Origin of the sequence: Micromonospora sp. NPDC002389 (genome assembly GCF_040296095.1) — a bacterium.
Lineage (GTDB): Bacteria > Actinomycetota > Actinomycetes > Mycobacteriales > Micromonosporaceae > Micromonospora.
In genome coordinates this window covers 240,375-259,050 of the sequence record NZ_JBEOWP010000010.1, presented here as the reverse complement: position 1 = coordinate 259,050, position 18,676 = coordinate 240,375, and the positions used below count along the sequence as shown (strand labels likewise).

The 18,676-nt window shown below is 71.1% G+C and carries 15 protein-coding genes; 5 read left to right on the top strand and 10 right to left on the bottom strand.

Annotated elements, in window-relative coordinates:
• Positions 1 to 54: 54 nt before the first annotated feature.
• The 10 genes from ABT008_RS20840 to ABT008_RS20795 form a co-directional block, all read right to left on the bottom strand.
• The gene (locus ABT008_RS20840) at positions 55 to 3,336 is read right to left on the bottom strand and encodes a discoidin domain-containing protein (protein WP_350697885.1); all 3,282 of its coding nucleotides are present in this window, start codon (positions 3,334 to 3,336) and stop codon (positions 55 to 57) included.
• Positions 3,333 to 4,772 carry a family 43 glycosylhydrolase gene (locus ABT008_RS20835; RefSeq protein WP_350697884.1) on the bottom strand — a complete coding sequence of 480 codons (1,440 nt, stop codon included), beginning with the start codon at positions 4,770 to 4,772 and terminating at the stop codon, positions 3,333 to 3,335. Before ABT008_RS20835 ends, ABT008_RS20840 begins: the two co-directional genes overlap by 4 nt.
• A gap of 282 nt (positions 4,773 to 5,054) precedes the next feature.
• Positions 5,055 to 5,996: an AEC family transporter gene (locus ABT008_RS20830; RefSeq protein ID WP_350697883.1), complete on the bottom strand. Its 942-nt coding sequence runs from the start codon at positions 5,994 to 5,996 to the stop codon at positions 5,055 to 5,057.
• A gap of 133 nt (positions 5,997 to 6,129) precedes the next feature.
• Entirely contained in the window at positions 6,130 to 6,762 is a 633-nt protein-coding gene (locus ABT008_RS20825) for an HNH endonuclease family protein (protein WP_502890470.1), read from the bottom strand.
• Positions 6,763 to 6,901: 139 nt separating this feature from the next.
• A complete protein-coding gene (locus tag ABT008_RS20820; protein ID WP_350697882.1) occupies positions 6,902 to 7,567 on the bottom strand; it encodes a YceI family protein in 666 nt (221 codons plus the stop codon).
• Positions 7,568 to 7,847: 280 nt separating this feature from the next.
• Positions 7,848 to 8,879, bottom strand: a complete 1,032-nt coding sequence (locus ABT008_RS20815; protein ID WP_350697881.1) for a methyltransferase — start codon at positions 8,877 to 8,879, stop codon at positions 7,848 to 7,850.
• Positions 8,876 to 10,054, bottom strand: a complete 1,179-nt coding sequence (locus ABT008_RS20810; protein WP_350697880.1) for an aminotransferase class V-fold PLP-dependent enzyme — start codon at positions 10,052 to 10,054, stop codon at positions 8,876 to 8,878. Before ABT008_RS20810 ends, ABT008_RS20815 begins: the two co-directional genes overlap by 4 nt.
• Positions 10,051 to 11,310, bottom strand: a complete 1,260-nt coding sequence (locus ABT008_RS20805) for a tryptophan 2,3-dioxygenase family protein (protein WP_350697879.1) — start codon at positions 11,308 to 11,310, stop codon at positions 10,051 to 10,053. The genes ABT008_RS20810 and ABT008_RS20805 overlap by 4 nt, the downstream gene beginning before the upstream one ends.
• Before the next feature lie 44 nt (positions 11,311 to 11,354).
• A complete protein-coding gene (locus ABT008_RS20800) occupies positions 11,355 to 12,056 on the bottom strand; it encodes a tryptophan 2,3-dioxygenase family protein (protein ID WP_350697878.1) in 702 nt (233 codons plus the stop codon).
• Between the two features lie 278 nt (positions 12,057 to 12,334).
• Positions 12,335 to 14,278, bottom strand: a complete 1,944-nt coding sequence (locus ABT008_RS20795; protein ID WP_350697877.1) for a DUF1996 domain-containing protein — start codon at positions 14,276 to 14,278, stop codon at positions 12,335 to 12,337.
• Positions 14,279 to 14,489: 211 nt separating this feature from the next.
• On the opposite strand from ABT008_RS20795, the gene ABT008_RS20790 reads away from it, so the two are divergent.
• The 5 genes from ABT008_RS20790 to ABT008_RS20770 all read left to right on the top strand — a co-directional run bounded on the left by ABT008_RS20790 (position 14,490) and on the right by ABT008_RS20770 (position 18,667).
• Positions 14,490 to 15,272 carry a hypothetical protein gene (locus ABT008_RS20790; RefSeq protein WP_350697876.1) on the top strand — a complete coding sequence of 261 codons (783 nt, stop codon included), beginning with the start codon at positions 14,490 to 14,492 and terminating at the stop codon, positions 15,270 to 15,272.
• Between the two features lie 113 nt (positions 15,273 to 15,385).
• Entirely contained in the window at positions 15,386 to 16,183 is a 798-nt protein-coding gene (locus tag ABT008_RS20785; protein WP_350697875.1) for a carbohydrate-binding protein, read from the top strand.
• Positions 16,184 to 16,192: 9 nt separating this feature from the next.
• Entirely contained in the window at positions 16,193 to 17,401 is a 1,209-nt protein-coding gene (locus ABT008_RS20780; RefSeq protein WP_350697874.1) for a sensor histidine kinase, read from the top strand.
• Positions 17,398 to 18,072 carry a response regulator gene (locus ABT008_RS20775; RefSeq protein WP_350697873.1) on the top strand — a complete coding sequence of 225 codons (675 nt, stop codon included), beginning with the start codon at positions 17,398 to 17,400 and terminating at the stop codon, positions 18,070 to 18,072. The genes ABT008_RS20780 and ABT008_RS20775 overlap by 4 nt, the downstream gene beginning before the upstream one ends.
• A 121-nt stretch (positions 18,073 to 18,193) precedes the next feature.
• Positions 18,194 to 18,667: a response regulator gene (locus ABT008_RS20770; protein ID WP_350697872.1), complete on the top strand. Its 474-nt coding sequence runs from the start codon at positions 18,194 to 18,196 to the stop codon at positions 18,665 to 18,667.
• Positions 18,668 to 18,676 lie beyond the last annotated feature (9 nt).

Here is an 18,676-nt window from a genome sequence, read left to right as displayed (position 1 = left end):
CCGCCCTGCGGCGGGCGGGTGTCGCACCCGCCCGCCGCGTCGGTCATCGACCGTTCATCCGGTCGCCTTGATCTCCAACAGTCCGACCGAGCCGGCGCCGCTCTCCAACACCACCCGCAACCGGGCCGTGCTCACCGCCGGGAACGTGACCCGGTTGTACTGGTGGAGCGCGATCGGGTACGCGGCGGCTCCCGGCACGTCGGCGTACGCGGTGCCGGTCCAGTACTGCAACCGCCACGACGCCGGCAGCCGCACTCCCCCGTTGTCGTCGAAGAAGTACACCTCCGCCGCGCTCAGGGTCTGCGCGGCGGGCCAGGTCAGCTCCGCCCACTGCTGTCCCTGCTCGGGCCAGGTGCCCCAGCGCGGGTTGGCGGTGTCGTTCGACGACGGCGGGTCGATGCCGTCGTTGAGCGCGGCCACCGATTCCCAGGACGAGGTGTACGACGCCGACGGCGTCGCCGCGCCGGCCAGGTTGCCCGACGGCGGCGGGCCACCGCCCCGGGCGTACAGCTTCAGCTCGGTCAGCCCGGTGCGGAAGCCGGAGGCGTGGGTGAGCTGCACCCGGATCCGCTGGGTGCTGACCGGGGTGAACCGGACCCGGTTGTGGTTGGCCCGTGCCGCCGCCGGGGTCCTCACCTGGCTCGCGACGTCGACCCAGGTGCTGCCGTTGTGGTACTGGACCTGGTAGGACGCCGGTGCGCGGTAGCGGTTGCCGGCCCGGTCGTCCCGGAAGTACAGCCAGGCGTCGTCGACGGTCCGGGTCTGGCCGAAGGTGACCTCGTACCAGTCGGTGGCGTTCGACGACCCGGAGCTGCCCCAGATCGGCGCGTTGGTGGGGAACCCGTCGACCGCCGCGCCGGTGGAGGTGCCCGAGGCCGTGTACGACGCCGACGTCGTCGCGCCCTGGGCCAGGTTCGGCGTGGTCGAGGTCAGGTCGACGCCGGCCTTGGCGAACATGTCCACCATCCGGGCACCGGTGTGGTTGACGTTCTGCGGCAGTTGCAGCCCGGCGAACGCGGCGCTGAAGGTGGTGGTGCCACCCGCCGGCAGGGTGACCGCCCCGGTCGCCGGGTTGTAGAGCACCTGGGTCAGCCGGTCCACGGTGGCCACCCGGTTGCCGTTGAGATAGATCGAGTAGCCCTGCGGGACACCCGGATAGCGGGTGATCCCGTCGGCCGGGTCGTCCCACACCACGCTGAGGTCGGCGTTGCGGTAGCGCAGGTTGTTGACCGCGAAGTGGGACCAGCCGATCGGGATCGGGTGCAGCTCGATGGTGGTGTCGTTGCGCGGGCGCAGCCCGGCGACGTCCTCGACGACCGTCCAGTTGCTGCTGCCCAGGATGTTGTGGTGGATCCAGGAACGGTAGGTGATCGACGAGCCGTTCCAGTTGGACCAGAACTCGTTGGCGTCCGGCCACTGGGTGTTGCCGTTGACGTACTGCGCCCAGACGTTCCAGTAGAGCAGCTTCTTGTAGTGCTCGGCGGTCATCCACTGGTTGGGGTAGTTGCGCAGCACCGAGGAGTAGAGCCGGAACTGCACGGTGGAGTTGATGGTGGAGAAGTTGTTGCTGCCGGGGTTGCCGGCCGCCGCCGCAGCGGCCTTGTCCCGCTGGTTGGCGGTGTAGAAGGGGAAGATCGGGTACTCGGCCGGGTCGTCGAACAGCCGCAGCGCCTCCCGGTAGGTGGCGGTGTTCGGCATCAGCCCGACGGCGTACGGGTAGTAGTTGTTGATCTCCTTCCACGGCACGTGGGTGTTGATGGCGACGTGCCGGTGTTCCAGCAGTCGTCGGCTCGGGTTCCACAGCACGTTGACGATGCCGTCCCGGACCCGGTTGGCCAAGGTCTGCATCTCGGTGGCCTTGGCCGTGTTGCCGAGCGCCGTGTACGCCTGGGCGGCGGCCAGGGCGTTGCTGTAGACGTACGCGCCCTCGGCCCGGTCCAGGTTGCCGGAGCGCCAGTGGAACGACACCGCGTCGGCGTCGTTGCCGGTCATCGCACCCCAGTCGTACTCGATCACCCCGTTGTTGTTGGTGTCGTAGGTGGCAAGTTGGCCCTTGACGTCCATCTCGGCGTAGCGGGCGAAGTTGTGCAGCATCGCCGGCTGCCCGCCGTGCAGTTGGTACGCCCGCCAGCCCGCCTCGGACAGGTACTGGGTGTAGCTGTTCGACCAGTTCTCCGGGTCACCGGGGTTGTCCACGTACCGGCCGTTGGCCGAGGACTGCCCGACCGACAGCCACGGCCCGTACGAGTAGGTCGGGTCGCGGAGGTACTTCAGGTCGTCGACGTGCATCGGCTGGGTCAGCACGATGGCGTTGTTGTAGCCGGTCACCCCTTCGATCGAGGTGGGGAACTGGAAGTCCTGGCCGGGGAGTTCGACGTCCAGGTGGTTGAAGCGCATCAGCCACCAGCGGTAGTAGATGTTCTTCTTGATCGCCGGGTCGGGCACGTCGATGTAGGGCACGTTCTCCGCCCACCAGCGGTGGTACTCGCGTACGTGGGTGGCGAACGCGCTGGCCGGGGTGGCGGTGCGGTAACTGGTGTACTCGGTCGACGACTCGGGGATCTCGTCGGTGAGCACGCCCAACTGCACCTTCGTGGTGACGCTCTGCCCGGCGGCGAGGGTCACCGACCGGCTCAGGCCGCCGCTGCTGACGGTGAACCCGTCGGCGGAGAGCCGGGGCCGGATGGTGGTGAGGTTGTTCTTCACCTGCCGGCTGCCGGTCAGCTCGCTGCCGCTGCCCGTGGTGGCGTACGGGGAGGTGACCCGCAGTGGCACGGTGCTGCTGGTCGAGCCGGTGTTGGTGACGGTCAGGTTGGTCACCGCGACGTTCTGCCGGGTGATGAACTTGGTGACGTCGACGCGCAGCGAGCCGCCGGTGTGCACGCTGCGCCAGTGGCTGGGCGCCTGCCAGCGCTGCGCCACCTGCTCGGTGAGGGTGCCCGAGCCGACCGTGACGGTGTAGGCGCCCTGGCTGCTGATGTTGTCCCAGTAGGCGGTGTTGCCGCCGAAGCCGATCACCGATGGGTTGTGGGTGTACATGAACAGGCCGCGTCCCCGGGTCATCAGCCAGGGGCCGGCCGGGTCGTTGCCCGGGCGGGCCAGCAGCCGGTCGATCCAGAAGTCGGTGCCGGTGCTCTCGGCGTCGTAGATGGCCCGCATGGTGTTGCCGGTGGCGTAGCCGACCGGCGGGGCCGGCACGGCCGGCCCGGAGAAGGTGGGATAGCCGATGGTCTGGTCGGCGAGCGCCGGCCCGCCGGTGACCACCAGGGTGCCGGCCATCAGGGTCGCGGTGACGATCGCGGCCAGGCTCGCGCGTACGGGCTGGGTTCTGTTCATGACTGGAACGCCATCCATTCCAGGACTCCGGTGGAGGAGCCGGTACGGGAGGTGATGTTCAGCCGGAGCCGTGTGGTGCTGACCGGGCTGAACGTGGTGACGTTGTAGGTGTCACCGGCCACCGGGCAGGTCGACTGGTTCGGCACGTCGACGTACGCGCTGCCGTTCCAGTACTGCACCTGACAGGAGGCGGGCAGGTCGAGGCCCTGGTTGTCGTCGAACCAGTAGGTGGCGGTGCGGTTGATGTTCTGCGCGGTCGGCCAGCGGTACTCGATCCACTGGGTGCCCTGCTGGGGCCAGTTGCCGTAGGCCAGGTTGCTGCGGTCGGCGGAACCGGCCGGTACCCCGCCGTTGTTGATCGCGGCCAGGCTCTCCCAGGCGGAGACGTGCGAGGTGGAGGCGGTGGCGTCGGGGGCCAGGTTGGTGCCGGTCGGCGGCGCGACGCCGCCGGGGTTGGGCGGTGGCCCGGTGGTGGTCTGCACCACCGGCTGGATGGTGCCGTCGGCGTTGAAGTACATCCGGTCCACCGCGACCGAGCGTCGGAAGTTGCCGCCGCCGGGTGCGTTGGCGTTGTGGTACACCATGTACCACTGGCCGTTGAGCTGGGCCACGCCCGCGTGGTTGGTGGTCGAGGAGACTTGGCCGAGAACGACGCCCCGGTGGGTCCACGGGCCCATCGGGTTGGTGGCGGTGGCGTAGCGCTGGCAGGCGTAGCTCGACGAGGTGACGCAGCCCTGGGTGTCGTTCGCCGCGTAGATCATGTAATAGAGGCCGTTGCGCTTGAACAAGAACGGGGCCTCCCAGAAGTGGGTCAGCCCCTGCGGGGTGACCACCGAGCCCACCGTGTCGATCATGTTGCTGGCCAGCCGGACCGCCCGGGCTCCCCAGTAGCCGCCCCAGTACAGATACGCCTGGCCGTCGTCGTCGACGAAGACGGTGGGGTCGATGTTCAGCGGCGAGGAGTTCGGGGTGCTGTCGCTGATCAGCGGCCCGCCCTTGGCGTCGGTGAACGGGCCGAGCGGGCTGTCGGCCACCGCCACGCCGATGTTCATCCAGCCGGGGCCGTTGCCGTTGACCGAGGTGTACCAGTAGTACCGGCCGTTGCGGTGCTCCACCTCGCTGGCCCAGGCGTCGGCGCCGGCCCAGCCGAAGGTGCCGATGCCGGCCCGGGCGCCGTGGTGGGTCCAGTTCGCCGCGTCGGTGGTGGAGAGCACGTGCCACTCGCGCATGACGAAGTTGTTGGTGCCCACCGGTGCCTCGTCGCGCCCGGCGTAGACGTACAGCGTGTTGCCGACCACGAGTGGTGCGGGGTCGGCGGTGTAGACGGTGGTGATGACGGGGTTGGCGGCCGTGGCGGGTGCGGTGAGGGCCAGGGTCGCGGCCAGCGCGGCGGCGCAGCCGGCGGCCAGGGTGCGGACAACGGGTCGTCGTCGCATCGCGGTCTCCAGTCGACGGGGACGGGACGGGGGCGGGTGGTGTGCCGGCACCGGCGGAAGCGGCACCGGCGCGAGGTCGACGCGGTGTGTGTCGACCCGACAGGTGATCGACAGATATCACTGTCCGCCGACAGCGTGCGCCCCGAAAACCATTTCGGCAAGGCCTCCCGGCCGCCCCCATGAGCGGCCAGTGAGGCGTCTCCGCGCGCGCTCCGACCGACACGCCCCCTGGGGTGGGACGTCGAAAAGGATGCGAATTGCTTTCGGGGCCGGGCCGGCGGGTCAGCCGGCGAGCAGCGCCACCGCGATCAGCACGGGGACGGCGGCCGCGGTCGACAGGAGGATCGCGTCGCGGGCCAGCACGACGCCCCGGCCGTAGCGGACGGCATACACGAAGACGTTCTGCGCCGCGGGCAGGGCCGCAGTGACCGTGCAGGCCAGCACCAGCGGCGCGGACAGCCCAAGGCCGTAGCGGGCCACCAGGTAGGCGACCGCCGGGTGGACCAGCGTCTTGAGCACCACGGCGAGCCGGACGTCCCACGCGGTGTCGCCGGAGCCGGGCGGCGCAGCCCCACGCAGGGACAGACCGTAGGCCAGCAGTGCGGCGGGCACCGCCATCGCGGCGACCAGTTCCACCGGCCGCATCACCGGTTCCGGCGGCGACCAGCCGGCGACGCTCACGGCCACCCCCAGGCCGCAGGCGACGGTGATCGGGTTCAGCAGTGGCCGGACCGCCGCCCGGACCACCGACCGACGCTCGCGCGCCGCCGACGACTCCCGCACCGCCGACGACTCCAGCACCGCGAACGCCAGGGGCGCCATCACGACCACCTGGAACATCAGCACCGGCGCGACGAGCGCGGCGTCACCGAGCACGTAGACCGCGATCGGGATGCCGATGTTGCCCGCGTTGACGTACGAGGCGGCGAGGGCGCCGATCGTCGCCTCGGCCGCTGATCGTCGCCACCACAGCATCGCGACGGCCGCGAAGATCGCCACGACGACGGTGGTGCTGATCAGCGTGACGAGCAGGGCCGACGAGAAGACGGTGGACACGTCGGCGCGGGAGACGGTCTCGAAGAGCAGCGCGGGCGTCGCGACGAAGAACGAGACCCGGGAGAGTACGGCAGGCCCCTCCGGCCCCAGCAACCCGATGCGCCCCACCAGGTAGCCGATCGCGATCACGGTGGCGATGACGGCGAAACCGGTGAGTACGCCCTGCACCCCGCCCCCCTCCGTGGATCAGCAGTAATGGTAACGGGATTCAGTTTCTGACCGCGAAGCGACCGTTCGGATGCAAGGAAGGGACCCTTCCTATACACGAGGCGTTAGTAGGGGTCCCTTCCTTACATCCAGGTCAGCAGGTGTTGAGCATGCCGGCCAGCGCGGACTTCTCGGCGCTGTCGACGGAGAGGCCGTAGTACCACTTCACCTGGATCCAGGCGCGCGCATAGGTGCAGTGGAAGGCCGCTCGCGGCGGCTTCCACGCCGCCGGGTCCCGGTCGCCCTTCGACGAGTTGACGCTGCCGGTGACCGCCCACAACTCCGGACCGCCCAGGTCGTTGGCGTAGGTCTGTCGCCGGGCGGTGGTCCAGGACCAGGCCCCGGAGCGCCACGCCTCGGCCAGCGGCACGACGTGGTCGATGGAGATGTCGGCCGGGTTCGTCCGGGTCACCCCGTCGTACGGGCTGTACCAGGACCCGGAGGTCGGATAGCAGTTGGCGTCGACGACCACGTTGCTGCCGTCCCGCTTGAGGACCTGCTCCCGGGTGTTGCAGGTGCCGGTGATGGTGATCCAGTGCGGGAAGAGGTCCCGGCTGTAGCTGGACTGGTGCGACTCGGCGGCCACGGTGAGCGCGCCGAGCCGGCTCACCGCCGTGCTGTGTGACGGGATGTTGGGCGGGGTGGCGCCGGCCGGCGACGGGGCCACGACGAGGGACAGGGCGACGGCGGCCACCGCGCCGAGGGCGGCGGTACGGATGTGAGCCACTGGGCGACTCCTGACTGTCACCTGCCACGGTGGGCGGGGGTCCCACCTGACGGGATGGCAGGGACAGACGGATTGTCGCAGACATCGCGATCAATGGATGCGTATCCACCGTCAATCTGCGGTGAACGCGGCGTGAAGGCTACGCCTGCCGGATCGCCTCACCGGCGATCTCGATGCGGACGCTCTTGCCGACCAGCACCCCACCGCTCTCCAGGACCACGTTCCAGACCAGGCCGTAGTCCTCGCGGTCGATCTCGGCCGTCGCGCTGAAACCGAAGATGTCCTGCCCGTACGGGTCGCGCCGGGCACCGCCGAACTCGACCTGGAGGTCGACGGGGCGGGTGATCCCCTTGACGGTCAACTCACCGGCGAGCACGAACCGGGCGGTCGCCGGGCTCGCCTGCCGGGCCGACTCCTCCGGGGCAGGTCGTCGGCCGAGGCGGTGGTTCCTGAGCTTCGCCCAGTAGAAGATCGGATCGGTCTTCTCCAGTCGCGCAATTCCGGTACTGCGGTACTCGAGGGTGGGAAACGTCTCCACATCGAGGAAATCGGCGCTGCGCAGGTGCGTGTCCCGATCCGTACTCCCCGTATCGATACTGCCCGCTTGAATGGTCGCCTCGATCGTCGATCCAAGCGGATCATCGGCCACGACAATCTGCGCGGTGGCGTCCCGGAACTCGCCCCGCACCGGGCTGACCATCATGTGTCGGGCGAGGAACCCGATCCGCTTGTGCGCCGGATCGAGCCGGTAGGTGCCGGGGGCGGGAATCGACAGCCCGTCCCAGATCCGTGTGGAGCTGGTCATCGCTCGCCACTTCCTCCCTCGCCTCGCGCAAGGCACCCGCCACCTGCCCGCCTCGCCGCGCGGGGCGGACGGGATCGGGCGATCACCTGGCCAGCATAGGGAGATCAAAGGCACTTCCCCGCGCTTGCGGGGTGCCGGTCGTGAGCACAATCACGGCCGCCCTCGGCGGGCCCGCCCGGCAGCGGGGGATGATTCCGCGAATCGTTCGTCAAATGGTGTGCGAAGCCGATTGTCGTACGAGAGGGAATGCATCGCCCACCCCGACGCCGACGGATGACGGTCAGCCCTGCACGGTCGGTTTCCGGGCGGTCACCAACTCCCAGGTGCCGGGCAGGACGGTCACCTCGGTGAAGCCGCTTTCGGCGAGCAACGCGGTGTAGTACTCGGCCTCACGCAGCCGGCTCACGCAGGTGTCGACGCCGATCAGGAAGTAGCTCCAGAAGAACTGCATGGCCAGCCGGTCGGGGGTGCGGAACTCCTCGCAGATCAGCAGCAGGCCACCCGGTTCCAGGGCCGCGTACGCCTGGGTCACGAGGTGCCGGGCCACCTCGTTGGGCCAGTCGTGCAGCACCCGGACGAAGGACATCGCGTCGTAGCCGGAGGGCAGTTCCTCGGTGAGGAAGTCACCGCCGACGAAACCGAGCCGGTCCGGGTGGCCCCGGGCGACGCGGGTGCGGTCCACCAGCGGTGCCACCGCGGGCAGGTTGTAGACGTCGGCGTACAGCTTCGGCGCGGTGTCCAGGACGTGCGCGGCCAGGGTGCCGTCGCCACCGCCCACGTCCAGCAGCCGACGTCGGCCCGACCAGAGCCGGTCGGCGTGCTGCCGGACCGCCTCGACCACCGGTCCCAGCCCGACGGCCATGCTGCGTTCGAAGTCGGCGGTCTGTTCGTCGGTCTTCGGCGGCCAGGCGAAGTCGTCGTCGCCCATGCTGACCTCGCCCCGCAGGCTGTCGGCGAGCCGCCCGTGCAGCAGCCGCCACGGGTAGCGGTCCCGGTCCCGTTCGAGCGCGTCCGCGCCGACCACCGCCTCGACCGCCGCGCGCAGTCCGGGCACCGACCGGTAGCGGGTGGCGCCGATGTCGTCGCCCGACTCCTCCCGGACGAGGAAGCCGAGACTCTCCAGGCAGTCGAGGAACTTGTACAGCCGCAGCGGGCGTACCTTCAGGCCGTCGGCCAGGGCGTCGAGCCGGACCGGACCGGGTTCCAGCTCGTCGAGCAGCCCGAGCGTGAGCGCCGTCTCCAGCACGTCCATCGCCTTGGGCCCGTTGGCGAGCAGGCTCATCAACGCGCGCGGGGAGAGCGTGACGGTCATCGACCCGACTCCTTGCCCAACGCGTCCATGAACGCGTCGATCTCGTCGAGGGTGTTGTAGGCGTGCGGACCGACCCGCAGGTAGCCGCGCCAACCACAGATCAGCTGCTGCGCGGCCAGCCGTCGCTTGACCGCCTCGCCGTCGGGCACGTCCAGGCACACCACGCCCGCGCGCCGGTGCGCGGCGGTCGGGCTGACCACCGCGATGCCGGCCTGCGCGGCGCGGTCCAGGACCCGCTGGGTGAGGGCGAGCGAGTGCCGACGGATCGCCGGTACGCCGACCCCGGCCAGCAGGTCCAGCCCGACCTGGGAGACCAGCGAGGTCAGCGGGTACGGCGTGCCACCGGCGAACCGGCGCGCGCCGGGTGCCCAGCCGGTGGAGACACGGAAGGTCAACGCCCGGTCGCCGGCCTGCCAGCCGGTCGCCGCCGGTTCCAGGTGCGGCACCAGGTCGGGCCGGACGTAGAGGAAGGCGGTGCCGACTCCGCAGAGCCACTTGTGCGCGCCGCCGAGGACGGCATCGACGCCCAGCGCGGTGACGTCCAGCGGCACCACCCCGACGGTCTGGAAGGCGTCCACCACCACCAGCGCGCCGACCCGGTGGGCCGCCGCCACCAGCCGGGGCAGGTCCACGGTGGCGCCGGAGGTGAAGGCGGCGTGCGGGACGCACACCAACAGGGTCCGCTCGTCCAGGCGGGCCTCCAGGGCGTCCTGGTCGAGGTCCGGTCCGCCGGTGCCGACCACGTCGAGCCGGGCGCCGTAGCGGCCGAACGCCCGGAAGACGAACGGGACCGTCGGGAACTCCAGGTCGGTGACGACCACCCGGTCGCGGGGCGGACGGTAGTCGAAGCAGGAGGCCAGGCGGGCCAGCAACGTAGTCAGGTTGGCGTCGGTCACCACGCTGTTCGGTGGCGCGCCGAGCAGGGCGGCCACCGAGTCGGCGTACCGGTCGAGGCCGACGTGCCAGTCCTGCCAGGCGTCGTCGCGCCAGGTGCGCAGCGTGTCCCAGTAGTCGTGCAGCACCCGCTCGGCACCGGCCGGCACCGCGCCGGTGGAGTTGTTGTTCAGGTAGACGCAGGTGTCCAGCAGCGGGAACTCGGCGCGCAGCGCCGCGTGCACGGCCGGGTCGAGGCAGCCGGGCGTCTCGGCGCCGGGCGGGGGTTCGGCGGGGTTCACGCGGGACGACCTCCGGTCGGACGAGACGGGTACGGGCCGACGGCGTCGAAGACCGGCAGGTCGCGTACCGCCGCCAGGTAGGGGGTGCCCTCGGTGTAGCCGGTGCCGGGACGGCGGCCCAGCATCCGCACCGCCACCCCGTAGTGGGTCCGCCGCCACTGCGCCAGGGCCTCGGCGAACCTGCCCATGCCGACCTCCAGCAGGCGGCGCGACGGTTCGTCCAGCCGCCCCTCGTGGACCGCGCGACGGTACGCCTCGTCGACGGTCGGCTGGCCGTCCACCACCCGGGCGCGGACCTCCGGCACGGACCGGTAGGCCACCGAGTCCAGCCGGTCCGGTGCGGGCGTACGGCAGAGCGACTCCACGAGCTTGTAGGACCGGGACTGGATGGCGCTGGCGCCCTCGGTGTACTGCCGGAACGTCTGGAACGCGGCGGGCTGCATGGTGGCCAGCAGCGAGAACAACGTGCCGGCGGTGCCGAGCAGGTCGCGGGCGTATCCGAGTCGGTCGACCGCCGAGGCGGGCGGCCCGGTGCCCAGGGCGGCGACCACGTCCCGGAGTTCGTCGGCGACCCCGGCGAAGACGCACTCGTAGGCCTGGAGCACCCGGATGAACAGGTATTCGTCGTGGGTGACGTGGACCGGCAGCATGCTCAGCCGCAGCGACGGGTCGCCGGTGGTGTCCAGGCCGGCGGCGACGGCGGACAGCGTGGTGGCGGCGGTCGCGGGCGTGGCGTCGTCGATCGTCGTGCTCAGGCCGAGGCGGCCCAGGGCGGGCAGGGCGGCGCGGACACCGAGCCGGCAACGCTTGGCCACCACCGCCCGCCCCGGGCGCTGCTCCGGCAGCAGTCCGGTGACCTTGGCGGCGGCCGACAGTTCGAAGGAGACCGCGTCGGCGACCAGCCGGACGACGAGCCGGTCCCGGGCCCGCCGGGCGTCGGCCCCGGTGTCGGGCGGCGGATCGTCGGTCCCGTCGGGCAGCCGGAGCAGCCGCAGCGCGAGGTAGCTGCGGTAGTCGTAGCGGCCGTCCCACTTGTCCAGCGCGACGTCGAGGAAGTCGCGCAGCCGCCGGGCCGACTCGTCGTGCCCGGTCACCCTCGCGCGCGCCTCGTCCAGCCGGGCGAGCAGTTCCTTGTCGACGAAATGTTTGCCGACCCGGTGAAATGCGTCGACCACCTGGTCGTAGGGAAATTCATCGGGATCGGCGGCGCCCGCCGACCAGCCCGTCAATTCGCGCACGAAACCGCACCTCGACATTCCGAAGAGGATCGCAATCGGGTCGGCCGAGGGCCGAGGAAACGTCAGTGCAGAGCGGCGGATTCCGCGTCGGGGGTGTGCAGGCGCACCTGCCACAATTCCGGGAAGAATCGGTGCCCGACAAGCTTGGCGAGCATGTTCGCCGGGCTGCCCGGAGTGCCGGCCGGAGGGTGGCCACCGATCCGCAGCGCCACCTGGTAGTGCCGCACCCGCCACGAGGACACCCGTTCGTCCCACTCCACCATGGCCTCGGCCAACCGGTGCGTCGGGTCCGTCGGGTCCAGGTCGGGCAGCGACGACGGGGCGAGGCCCCGGGCGTCGAGATGGTCGTGGAAGGCCCGGCCGAGCCGCCGGCTGAGGGTCTGGACCTGTCGCCATCCCGGCGACTCGGCACCGGAGCCGTTACCCAGCGCGGGCTGCATGGCCTGGAAATCCGCTGGTGAGAGGTACCGGAGCATCTCCATCTGGTCGGTGACCAGCCGGACACCGAGGATGGCCCGGCCGAGCAACGCCTCGGCCGCCACCAACTCACCGGCGTCCACCCGAGCCACCGACTCGACCAGCTCCGCCGCCGCCAGCTTCAGCCACAGCTCGGTGGACTGGTGCACCACCTGGAACAGCAGTTCGTCGCGGTGGATCATCTCCGCCGGGGACCGCTGCAACCCGAGCAACGCCTCCGTACGCATATAACGTGCGTAGTCCGTGGCACCGTCGCCAGGTAGCACAGGTGACTGGTCACGCTTCACGGAATTGTCCCTCCACCGGCGGCACAGCCCGAATTGGCAATGCTGGGCGACTGACGCCCGGCTATTATCCAACGTGGATCTGGCTTTCGCTAGACGTCGCCGGAAAATCACCGAGAGTCAACTGTCGGCGGCGCGGAGGAGAGCCACCATCCGAATGAGATGGTCAATTATCATATTGACGAAAACCAGTCAACCGTCCAGCGGGGAGTGCGCGCCGGACAGCGCGAGGCGGCGTGGCCCGGTCCGGGCCACGCCGCCTCGTCGTGCGGGGTGAGAGGTCAGCCGGAGAAGACGGTGAACTCCGCCACCGACCACCAGTTGCTGGCCGAGCCGGTCTGCACCACCCGCACGTGGCGGGCGTCCCGGGCCGGGAAGTCGACCAGGGTCTGGTTCGTGAAGCCCTTGCCGCTGGCGACCGGACTGCCCCAGTTCCTCCCGTCGGTGGAGAGGAACACCTGGTAGCCCCGGGCGTGGTCGGCACCGGTGGAGAGCAGCGAGATCCCACTGACCGTACGGACCGACCGCATGTCCACGGTGAACGACTGTCCGTTGGTCATCGGCGCACCGGAGGTCCACCGGGTGTTGGTGTCACCGTCGAGCATCCGCGCCGGGGTGTCCGCGCCGCCGCCCGAGGCGGTGGCGGTCCAGCCGGACCGGCTCAGGACGGTACGGCTGCCGGGCACCTGGTACTGCTCGTCGAGAGCCGCGCCGGCACCGGGCTCGAACTGGTCGAAGCCCCGGCTGTCGCACTGGCGACCGGCGTTGATGCAGTGCTTCACCAGCGCGGCCAGGGTGGGCGTGTCCCACACGTTGTAGAAGTCGTAGTGGAACGAGTAGCCCCGTCCGCTGGAGAGGCGCACCTGCGACATGTCACCGCTGACCGGCCAGGCCATCTTGAACTCGATCATCGGCACTGCGACCGGGTGGCTGGTCGGGCAGACACCGTTGACCGGGTACACGATGTGGCTGACGTGGTCGGGGGTGTCCAGGTGCCGCCCGTCCCAGCAGCTCGGCGCCTGCATCCGGACGTTGAGCTGGGTACCTGCGGGGCAGTTCGCCGGGAAGTCCACGTTGTCGTAGCTGTTCCCGCACTCCCAGCCCTTCTGGTAGGCCGGCGAGGACTCGAACTGCGCGGCGGTGGTCATCGGGCTGCCGACGAGGAACCGCAGGCCGGGCGGGAACGGACGGACGCTGGTGTAGTCGCGTACGCCGCTCTTGTAGTAGATGACCTGCGGGCCCTGCGGCACGATCGGCGTGTTGCCGTTGAGCAGCGTCGGCATCCAGTAGCCCGACTTGTCGCCCGGCACCCGGCAGGTGGTCGCGCCCCTCGGCAGCGACTGCATGGTGCTCGCCGCGTTGGTCGTGGTGTTGCCCATGAAGGTGTGGTCGTGCGACGCCCCGGGCCGGTTGAAGAAGACGATCGGGTCGTCCTCCAGCCGGTGGCTGACCGCGCAGTTGGCCTGGAACTCGCGGTGGTCGCGGCGGGGCGGGTTCGCCGTCGACGGCGTCACACCGGTGACCGGCCGCTCGGCGAGCACGTAGTCGCCGGGGCTCGGCGCGCCGGTCGCCCCGTTGCCGTGGCCGGCCGGGTGGGACTGGCTCGGGCTGCTCGATCCCGGGGTGCCCGACGCGCTGGGCGTGCCGGAGGCGGCGCCCGATGTCTGCGGGGCGGCGGGGGTCGCGCCCGCGCCGGTCAACGCCCCGAACACCTGGAACTCCCACAGCGAGTAGCCGTATCCGGTGGCCCGCTTCGTGCCGTACATCCGCACGTACTGGCCCTCGCCGGACACGTCGAGGCGCTGGGTGCCGCCGGTGCCGCTGCTGGTGCGGTAGATCGAGGTCCAAGCCAGCCCGTCCGGGGACACCTGGATCTCGAACTCGGTGGCGTACGCGGACTCCCAGTTCAAAACCACGGTGTCGATCCGGGCCGGTGCCCCCAGGTTCACCCCCAGCCACTGCGGGTCGGTGAACGTGCTGGACCAGCGGGACTTGGTGTCGCCGTCGACCGCGCGCTCGGCGGACCAGCGGTCGCCCTCACTGGACGAGGCAGTGGCGGGCTTGCCCTGGGACAGCGGGGTCTCCTCACCAGCGGTCAGCCGCAGCGGCCCCATCGCGGTCCAGGAGGTGAGCGCGGCGGTGACGGCGAGGGTCACCGCCACCATCCAGTACCGCCAGCGCGGCCGGCGGCGCGGCCCGGACGCGGGCAGGTCGCGGGTTGGCATGGAACCTCCGAGGTCTCGATCCGTTCGTCGGCGACGAATGTCGCGGTACGCTAACCACGCCCGGCGGCCCGGGAGATGAGGCTTAGGACCCAGGCGAGGGCCGTCCAGGGCCCAGCAGGCCGGCGCCGGCACCCGGTCCTGACCTTCTCTGGGCCCGACTGGGTCTTTCGGCTCAGGAACGGGCACCGCCCCGGCGTCTACCGTCGTGGCCATGTCTGCGGCAAGCGATGATCAACCCGGTCCGACCGGTCCCGGACTCTGGCGGTTGATCGGCGCTGCCGCCCTGGCCTGTCTCGGTGTGATCGTGCTGTGGTCCACCTTCCGGCAGCCGGAGCCGCCGGAGGGGAGCAGCCGCGCGCTGGACCAGACGCCGTCGCTGGCACCGGCGGACCCGCCGTCCGACCCGCCGACCCTGTTCCCTCTGGGCACGGAGGACGAACCGGTCCCGAGCCTCTCCCCGGAGAGCACCCCGTCGGTCACCACCAGCGGCCCGGCCACGCCGTCGCCCGGCCGCACCCGCACCAGCGCCGGGCCCGTCCCGTCGACCACGACGCCGGGGGCGTCAATCCTGCCGACGTCCGCTGCGGTCACCCCGAGCAGGACGCCGAGCCGGAGCCCGGCCGCGCAGTTCCGGCCGGTCACGGTCCAGGCCGAGGCGCCCGGCAACCTGCGCAGCGGCGGCGCGGAGGTCGCCTACTGCGACTCCTGCGACGGTGGTGCCCGGGTCCGTTACCTCGGTCAGCTCACCGTCTATCTGGACGTGGCGGCCGCGGGGACACGCACCGTGACGGTGGGTTACACGGCCGACGGCACTCGTGACCTCAAGGTGGTCGTCAACGGCGGCGCACCGCAGACCTTCACCGTCACCGGCAGTAGCTGGGTGACACCGCGCAGCCTCCGGTTCACCGCGTCGATACCCGCCGGACGCACCGCCGTAACGCTCTACCACGACAGCGCGCCACCCCCCGATATTGACAAAGTCACGGTCAGCTAACAGCGACCCTTGCCGAGGCAAGTACACATAGGTGTTGTGTACATTCGCTGCCGTGTGTACGGAGAAGCGGGCCCCTCGTCCGATTTCTGACTCCCGACTCAGGGGGTTCCACGGTGCCGTCTGACCCGCCCCCGGACAGTAGCGGTCCTGACCAGCGGTTCCTCGGCACCTCGACAGAGTCGACATCACTGCGGGTACCCCTCTGGGCGGGGATCGGCAGCCTGGCCGGCGCCATGGTGCTGGCCGCGGTGCTGATCCCGCCGCTGATCCTCGCCACCGACGACGGCCGGTCGGATTCGACGCAGAGCCAGAGCGCCCCGCCGAGCGCCCCGCCCAGCGTGGTCGGTCAGCAGCCCGAAGGACCCGCCGTCCCGCCCGAGTCGGAGCGGACGCCGAGCCCGGGCCCGAGCGGGACACCGCGCCCGGGCGGTGGTGGCACGGCCGCACCGCCACCGGAGGCCGAACCGTCGCGAACACCGGCGACCGGCGCGACGAGCCGGGACCCCGGCCCGACCGCGAGCCCCAGCACGACCACCGAGACCGAGCGGTTCCGGCCGCTCACCGTGCAGGCCGAGGCCCCGGGCAACACGCTCGGCGGTGGCGCCCAGGTCGCCACCTGTTCGTCCTGCGACGGCGGCGCCCGGGTGCGTTACCTGGGCGACCTCACCGTCTACTTCGACGTCCCGTCCGCCGGTCGCCGGACCGTCACCGTGCACTACACAGTGGACGGGCCACGGGAGCTGCGAGTCTCCATCAACGACGCCAGCCAGCACACCTTCGCCGTCACCGGCACGGCCTGGGACTCGCCGCGCAGCGTCCAGTTCGACGCCTCGGTCCCGGCCGGACGGGTCGCGGTGCGCCTCTGGAGTGACAAGTCGGCGCCCGACATCGACAAAGTCACCATCAGCTGACGGCAACGGATGAGCCGGTTCGTCGCATACGCCGCTCTCTGTCGGGCAGTCCTGCTCGGCCGGCTCGTCGTGACCATCGCCGCCGTCGGAGTGGGACTGCGGTTGGTGGACGACGCCTGGGCGGCGGTGCACACGCTCGGGTTGATCGCCGCCACCACCGCGGTGCAGGTCACCGTGCTGAGCAAGTGGCCGACCGCGATCCGGTGGCGGATGAGCTTCCTCGCGCTGGACGCCGCCCTGATGATCAGCGTGCTGGTGGTCAGCGGCGGGGGAATCGGCTTCTTCTGCTACGCGGCCGGCCACGCCGCCCTCACCGGCGCGCTGCTGGGTACACACGGACTGCCGCTCTGGACCGTCAACGCGGTGCTCGGCTTCGCCGTCGCGACACAACTGCTCCGGGCCGACGGCGGCGTGGCCGGCACCTCGGTCGCCGCGCCGTTCATGCTCGCCTTCCCGATGATCAACATCGTCTGCGGGTTCGGGGCGGCGGTCGCCACCGCCGCGCTCGCCCGCTACATCGAGGCGACGGTGACGACGGTGACCGCCGCCCAGCGGTCCGCCGCCGCCTCGGAACGGGCCCGGCTCGCCCGGGAGCTGCACGACTCGGTGGCCAAGACGCTGCGCGGTGTCTCCTTCGCCGCGGTGGCGCTGCCCGGTCTGCTCCGTCGGCAACCGGACCTGGCCGAGCAACTCGCCGGCACCGTCTCCGAGGGCGCCGACGCGGCCGTACGAGAGGCCCGTGACCTGCTCGCCGGCCTGCGCCGCGACCTGCCGGACCGGCCCTTCCCGGATAACGTGAGGAGCATCTGCGCGGATTGGTCGACGCGCAGTGACGTCCCGGTCCAGGTGATCGCGCACGCGGTCGAGCCTCCCGTGGCAGCCCGCTACGAACTCGCCCAGATCCTCAGCGAGGCGTTGCAGAACGTGACCCGGCACGCAGAGGCGACGCTGGTCCAGGTAGTACTCCACCGCTCGGAGGCACATGTGGAACTCACCATCACCGACGACGGCAGGGGTTTCCCGATGCCCGGGGATCTGACCGACCTCTCCGGCGCGGGCAGTTTCGGCATCGTCGGCATGGCGGAGCGGGCCCACGCCGTCGGTGGCACCCTGCGCGTCGAGTCCCGCGTCGGGCTGGGCACCCGGGTGGTGGCACGGGTGCCACTGTCCGGCCCGGTGCCGGAGTCCGGCCGCGCCCGTCAGGTGGCCTCCCGATGATCGACGTGCTGATCGTCGACGACAACCCGATCGTCCGGACCGCCATCCGTGGCTACCTCTCCAGCGCGGAGGACGTCCGGGTGGTCGGTGAGGCCCCGGACGGGCGCACCGCGGTGACCGTGGCCACCCGGCTACGGCCGACCGTGACCCTGCTCGACCACCGCATGCCGATCGCCGACGGGCTCAGCGTCGTGCACCAGCTCGCCCAGCAGACGTCGGTGCTGGTGTTGACGAGCGACTCCGACGACGAGCTGATCGCCGGCATGCTGCGCGGCGGTGCCAGCGGTTACCTCGTGCACGGCGAGTTCGACCCGGCGGAGCTGCTGCGCGCCGTCCACGCGGTGGCCGCCGGCCAGGGCTGGCTCTCTCCCCGGGGCGCCTCGGTGACCATCGCGGTGCTGCGCGAACAGGCGAACCGGGAGCGCGACACGGTGGGCCGGGCCGAGCAGATCCGCCGGATGCGGCAGGAGTTCGGACTCACCCGTCGGGAACAGGAGGTGGTCGAACTGCTCTGCGCCGGACACTCGAACGCGGCGATCGCCCGACGCCTGCTGCTCACCGAGAAGACCGTGAAGAACCACCTCAACCACATCTTCGCCAAGCTGCGCGTGACCAACCGGACCGAGGCGGTGGTGCGCTGGTCGGGCCCGGACGGTACGCCGAATCGGTGACGGGCTGAACGCGGCGCGCTCCGGCTCCGTTGTGTGGGCGGTGGTGACGTCGCACCGCCCGACACCGACGGGAGCGGGGACCGGATGGCAGCCGTATCAGCCCAGGCGCGGCTTCGGCGTGATGGCTAGTCCGCAGGTACGCGCGGTCGGTCGGACCGCGCCGACGATCAGGGTGTTGGTCGCGCATCCGCACCCGGGCGAGCGGTCGATGATCCGTACCGTGCTCGACACCGGGGAACGGATCCGGGTGGTCGCCCTCACCGGCGACGCCGGTGAGGCGGTGGCACTCGCCGACCGGATGCGGCCCACCGTGACGCTGCTCGACGATCGGATCACCGCCCCCGAGGGCACCGACCTGGTGCGGGCGCTGGCCCGGCGGTCGCCGGTGATCGCGTTGACCGCCGCCACCGAGCACCGCACGATCAGCACCATGCTCCGGGCGCCGTTCAAGGGCTGCCTGGTGTACGGGCACCACGAGCCGGCTGACCTGCTCGGCGCCGTACGGGCCGTGGCCGCCGGGCTGGGCTGGCTGTCACCGGTGGCGGTGGCGGCGGTCGCCTGGGCGCTGCGCGAGTCCGCCCGACCGCAGGCGTAGCGCGGCACC

Bases quoted from the DNA above. Each gene is read 5' to 3' on its own strand.
- ABT008_RS20840 (WP_350697885.1), bottom strand. From the start codon at position 3,336: ATGAACAGAACCCAGCCCGTACGCGCGAGCCTGGCCGCGATCGTCACC.
- ABT008_RS20835 (WP_350697884.1), bottom strand. From the start codon at position 4,772: ATGCGACGACGACCCGTTGTCCGCACCCTGGCCGCCGGCTGCGCCGCC.
- ABT008_RS20820 (WP_350697882.1), bottom strand. From the start codon at position 7,567: ATGACCAGCTCCACACGGATCTGGGACGGGCTGTCGATTCCCGCCCCC.
- ABT008_RS20815 (WP_350697881.1), bottom strand. From the start codon at position 8,879: ATGACCGTCACGCTCTCCCCGCGCGCGTTGATGAGCCTGCTCGCCAAC.
- ABT008_RS20805 (WP_350697879.1), bottom strand. From the start codon at position 11,310: ATGTCGAGGTGCGGTTTCGTGCGCGAATTGACGGGCTGGTCGGCGGGC.
- ABT008_RS20795 (WP_350697877.1), bottom strand. From the start codon at position 14,278: ATGCCAACCCGCGACCTGCCCGCGTCCGGGCCGCGCCGCCGGCCGCGC.
- ABT008_RS20790 (WP_350697876.1), top strand. From the start codon at position 14,490: ATGTCTGCGGCAAGCGATGATCAACCCGGTCCGACCGGTCCCGGACTC.
- ABT008_RS20780 (WP_350697874.1), top strand. From the start codon at position 16,193: ATGAGCCGGTTCGTCGCATACGCCGCTCTCTGTCGGGCAGTCCTGCTC.
- ABT008_RS20775 (WP_350697873.1), top strand. From the start codon at position 17,398: ATGATCGACGTGCTGATCGTCGACGACAACCCGATCGTCCGGACCGCC.
- ABT008_RS20770 (WP_350697872.1), top strand. From the start codon at position 18,194: ATGGCTAGTCCGCAGGTACGCGCGGTCGGTCGGACCGCGCCGACGATC.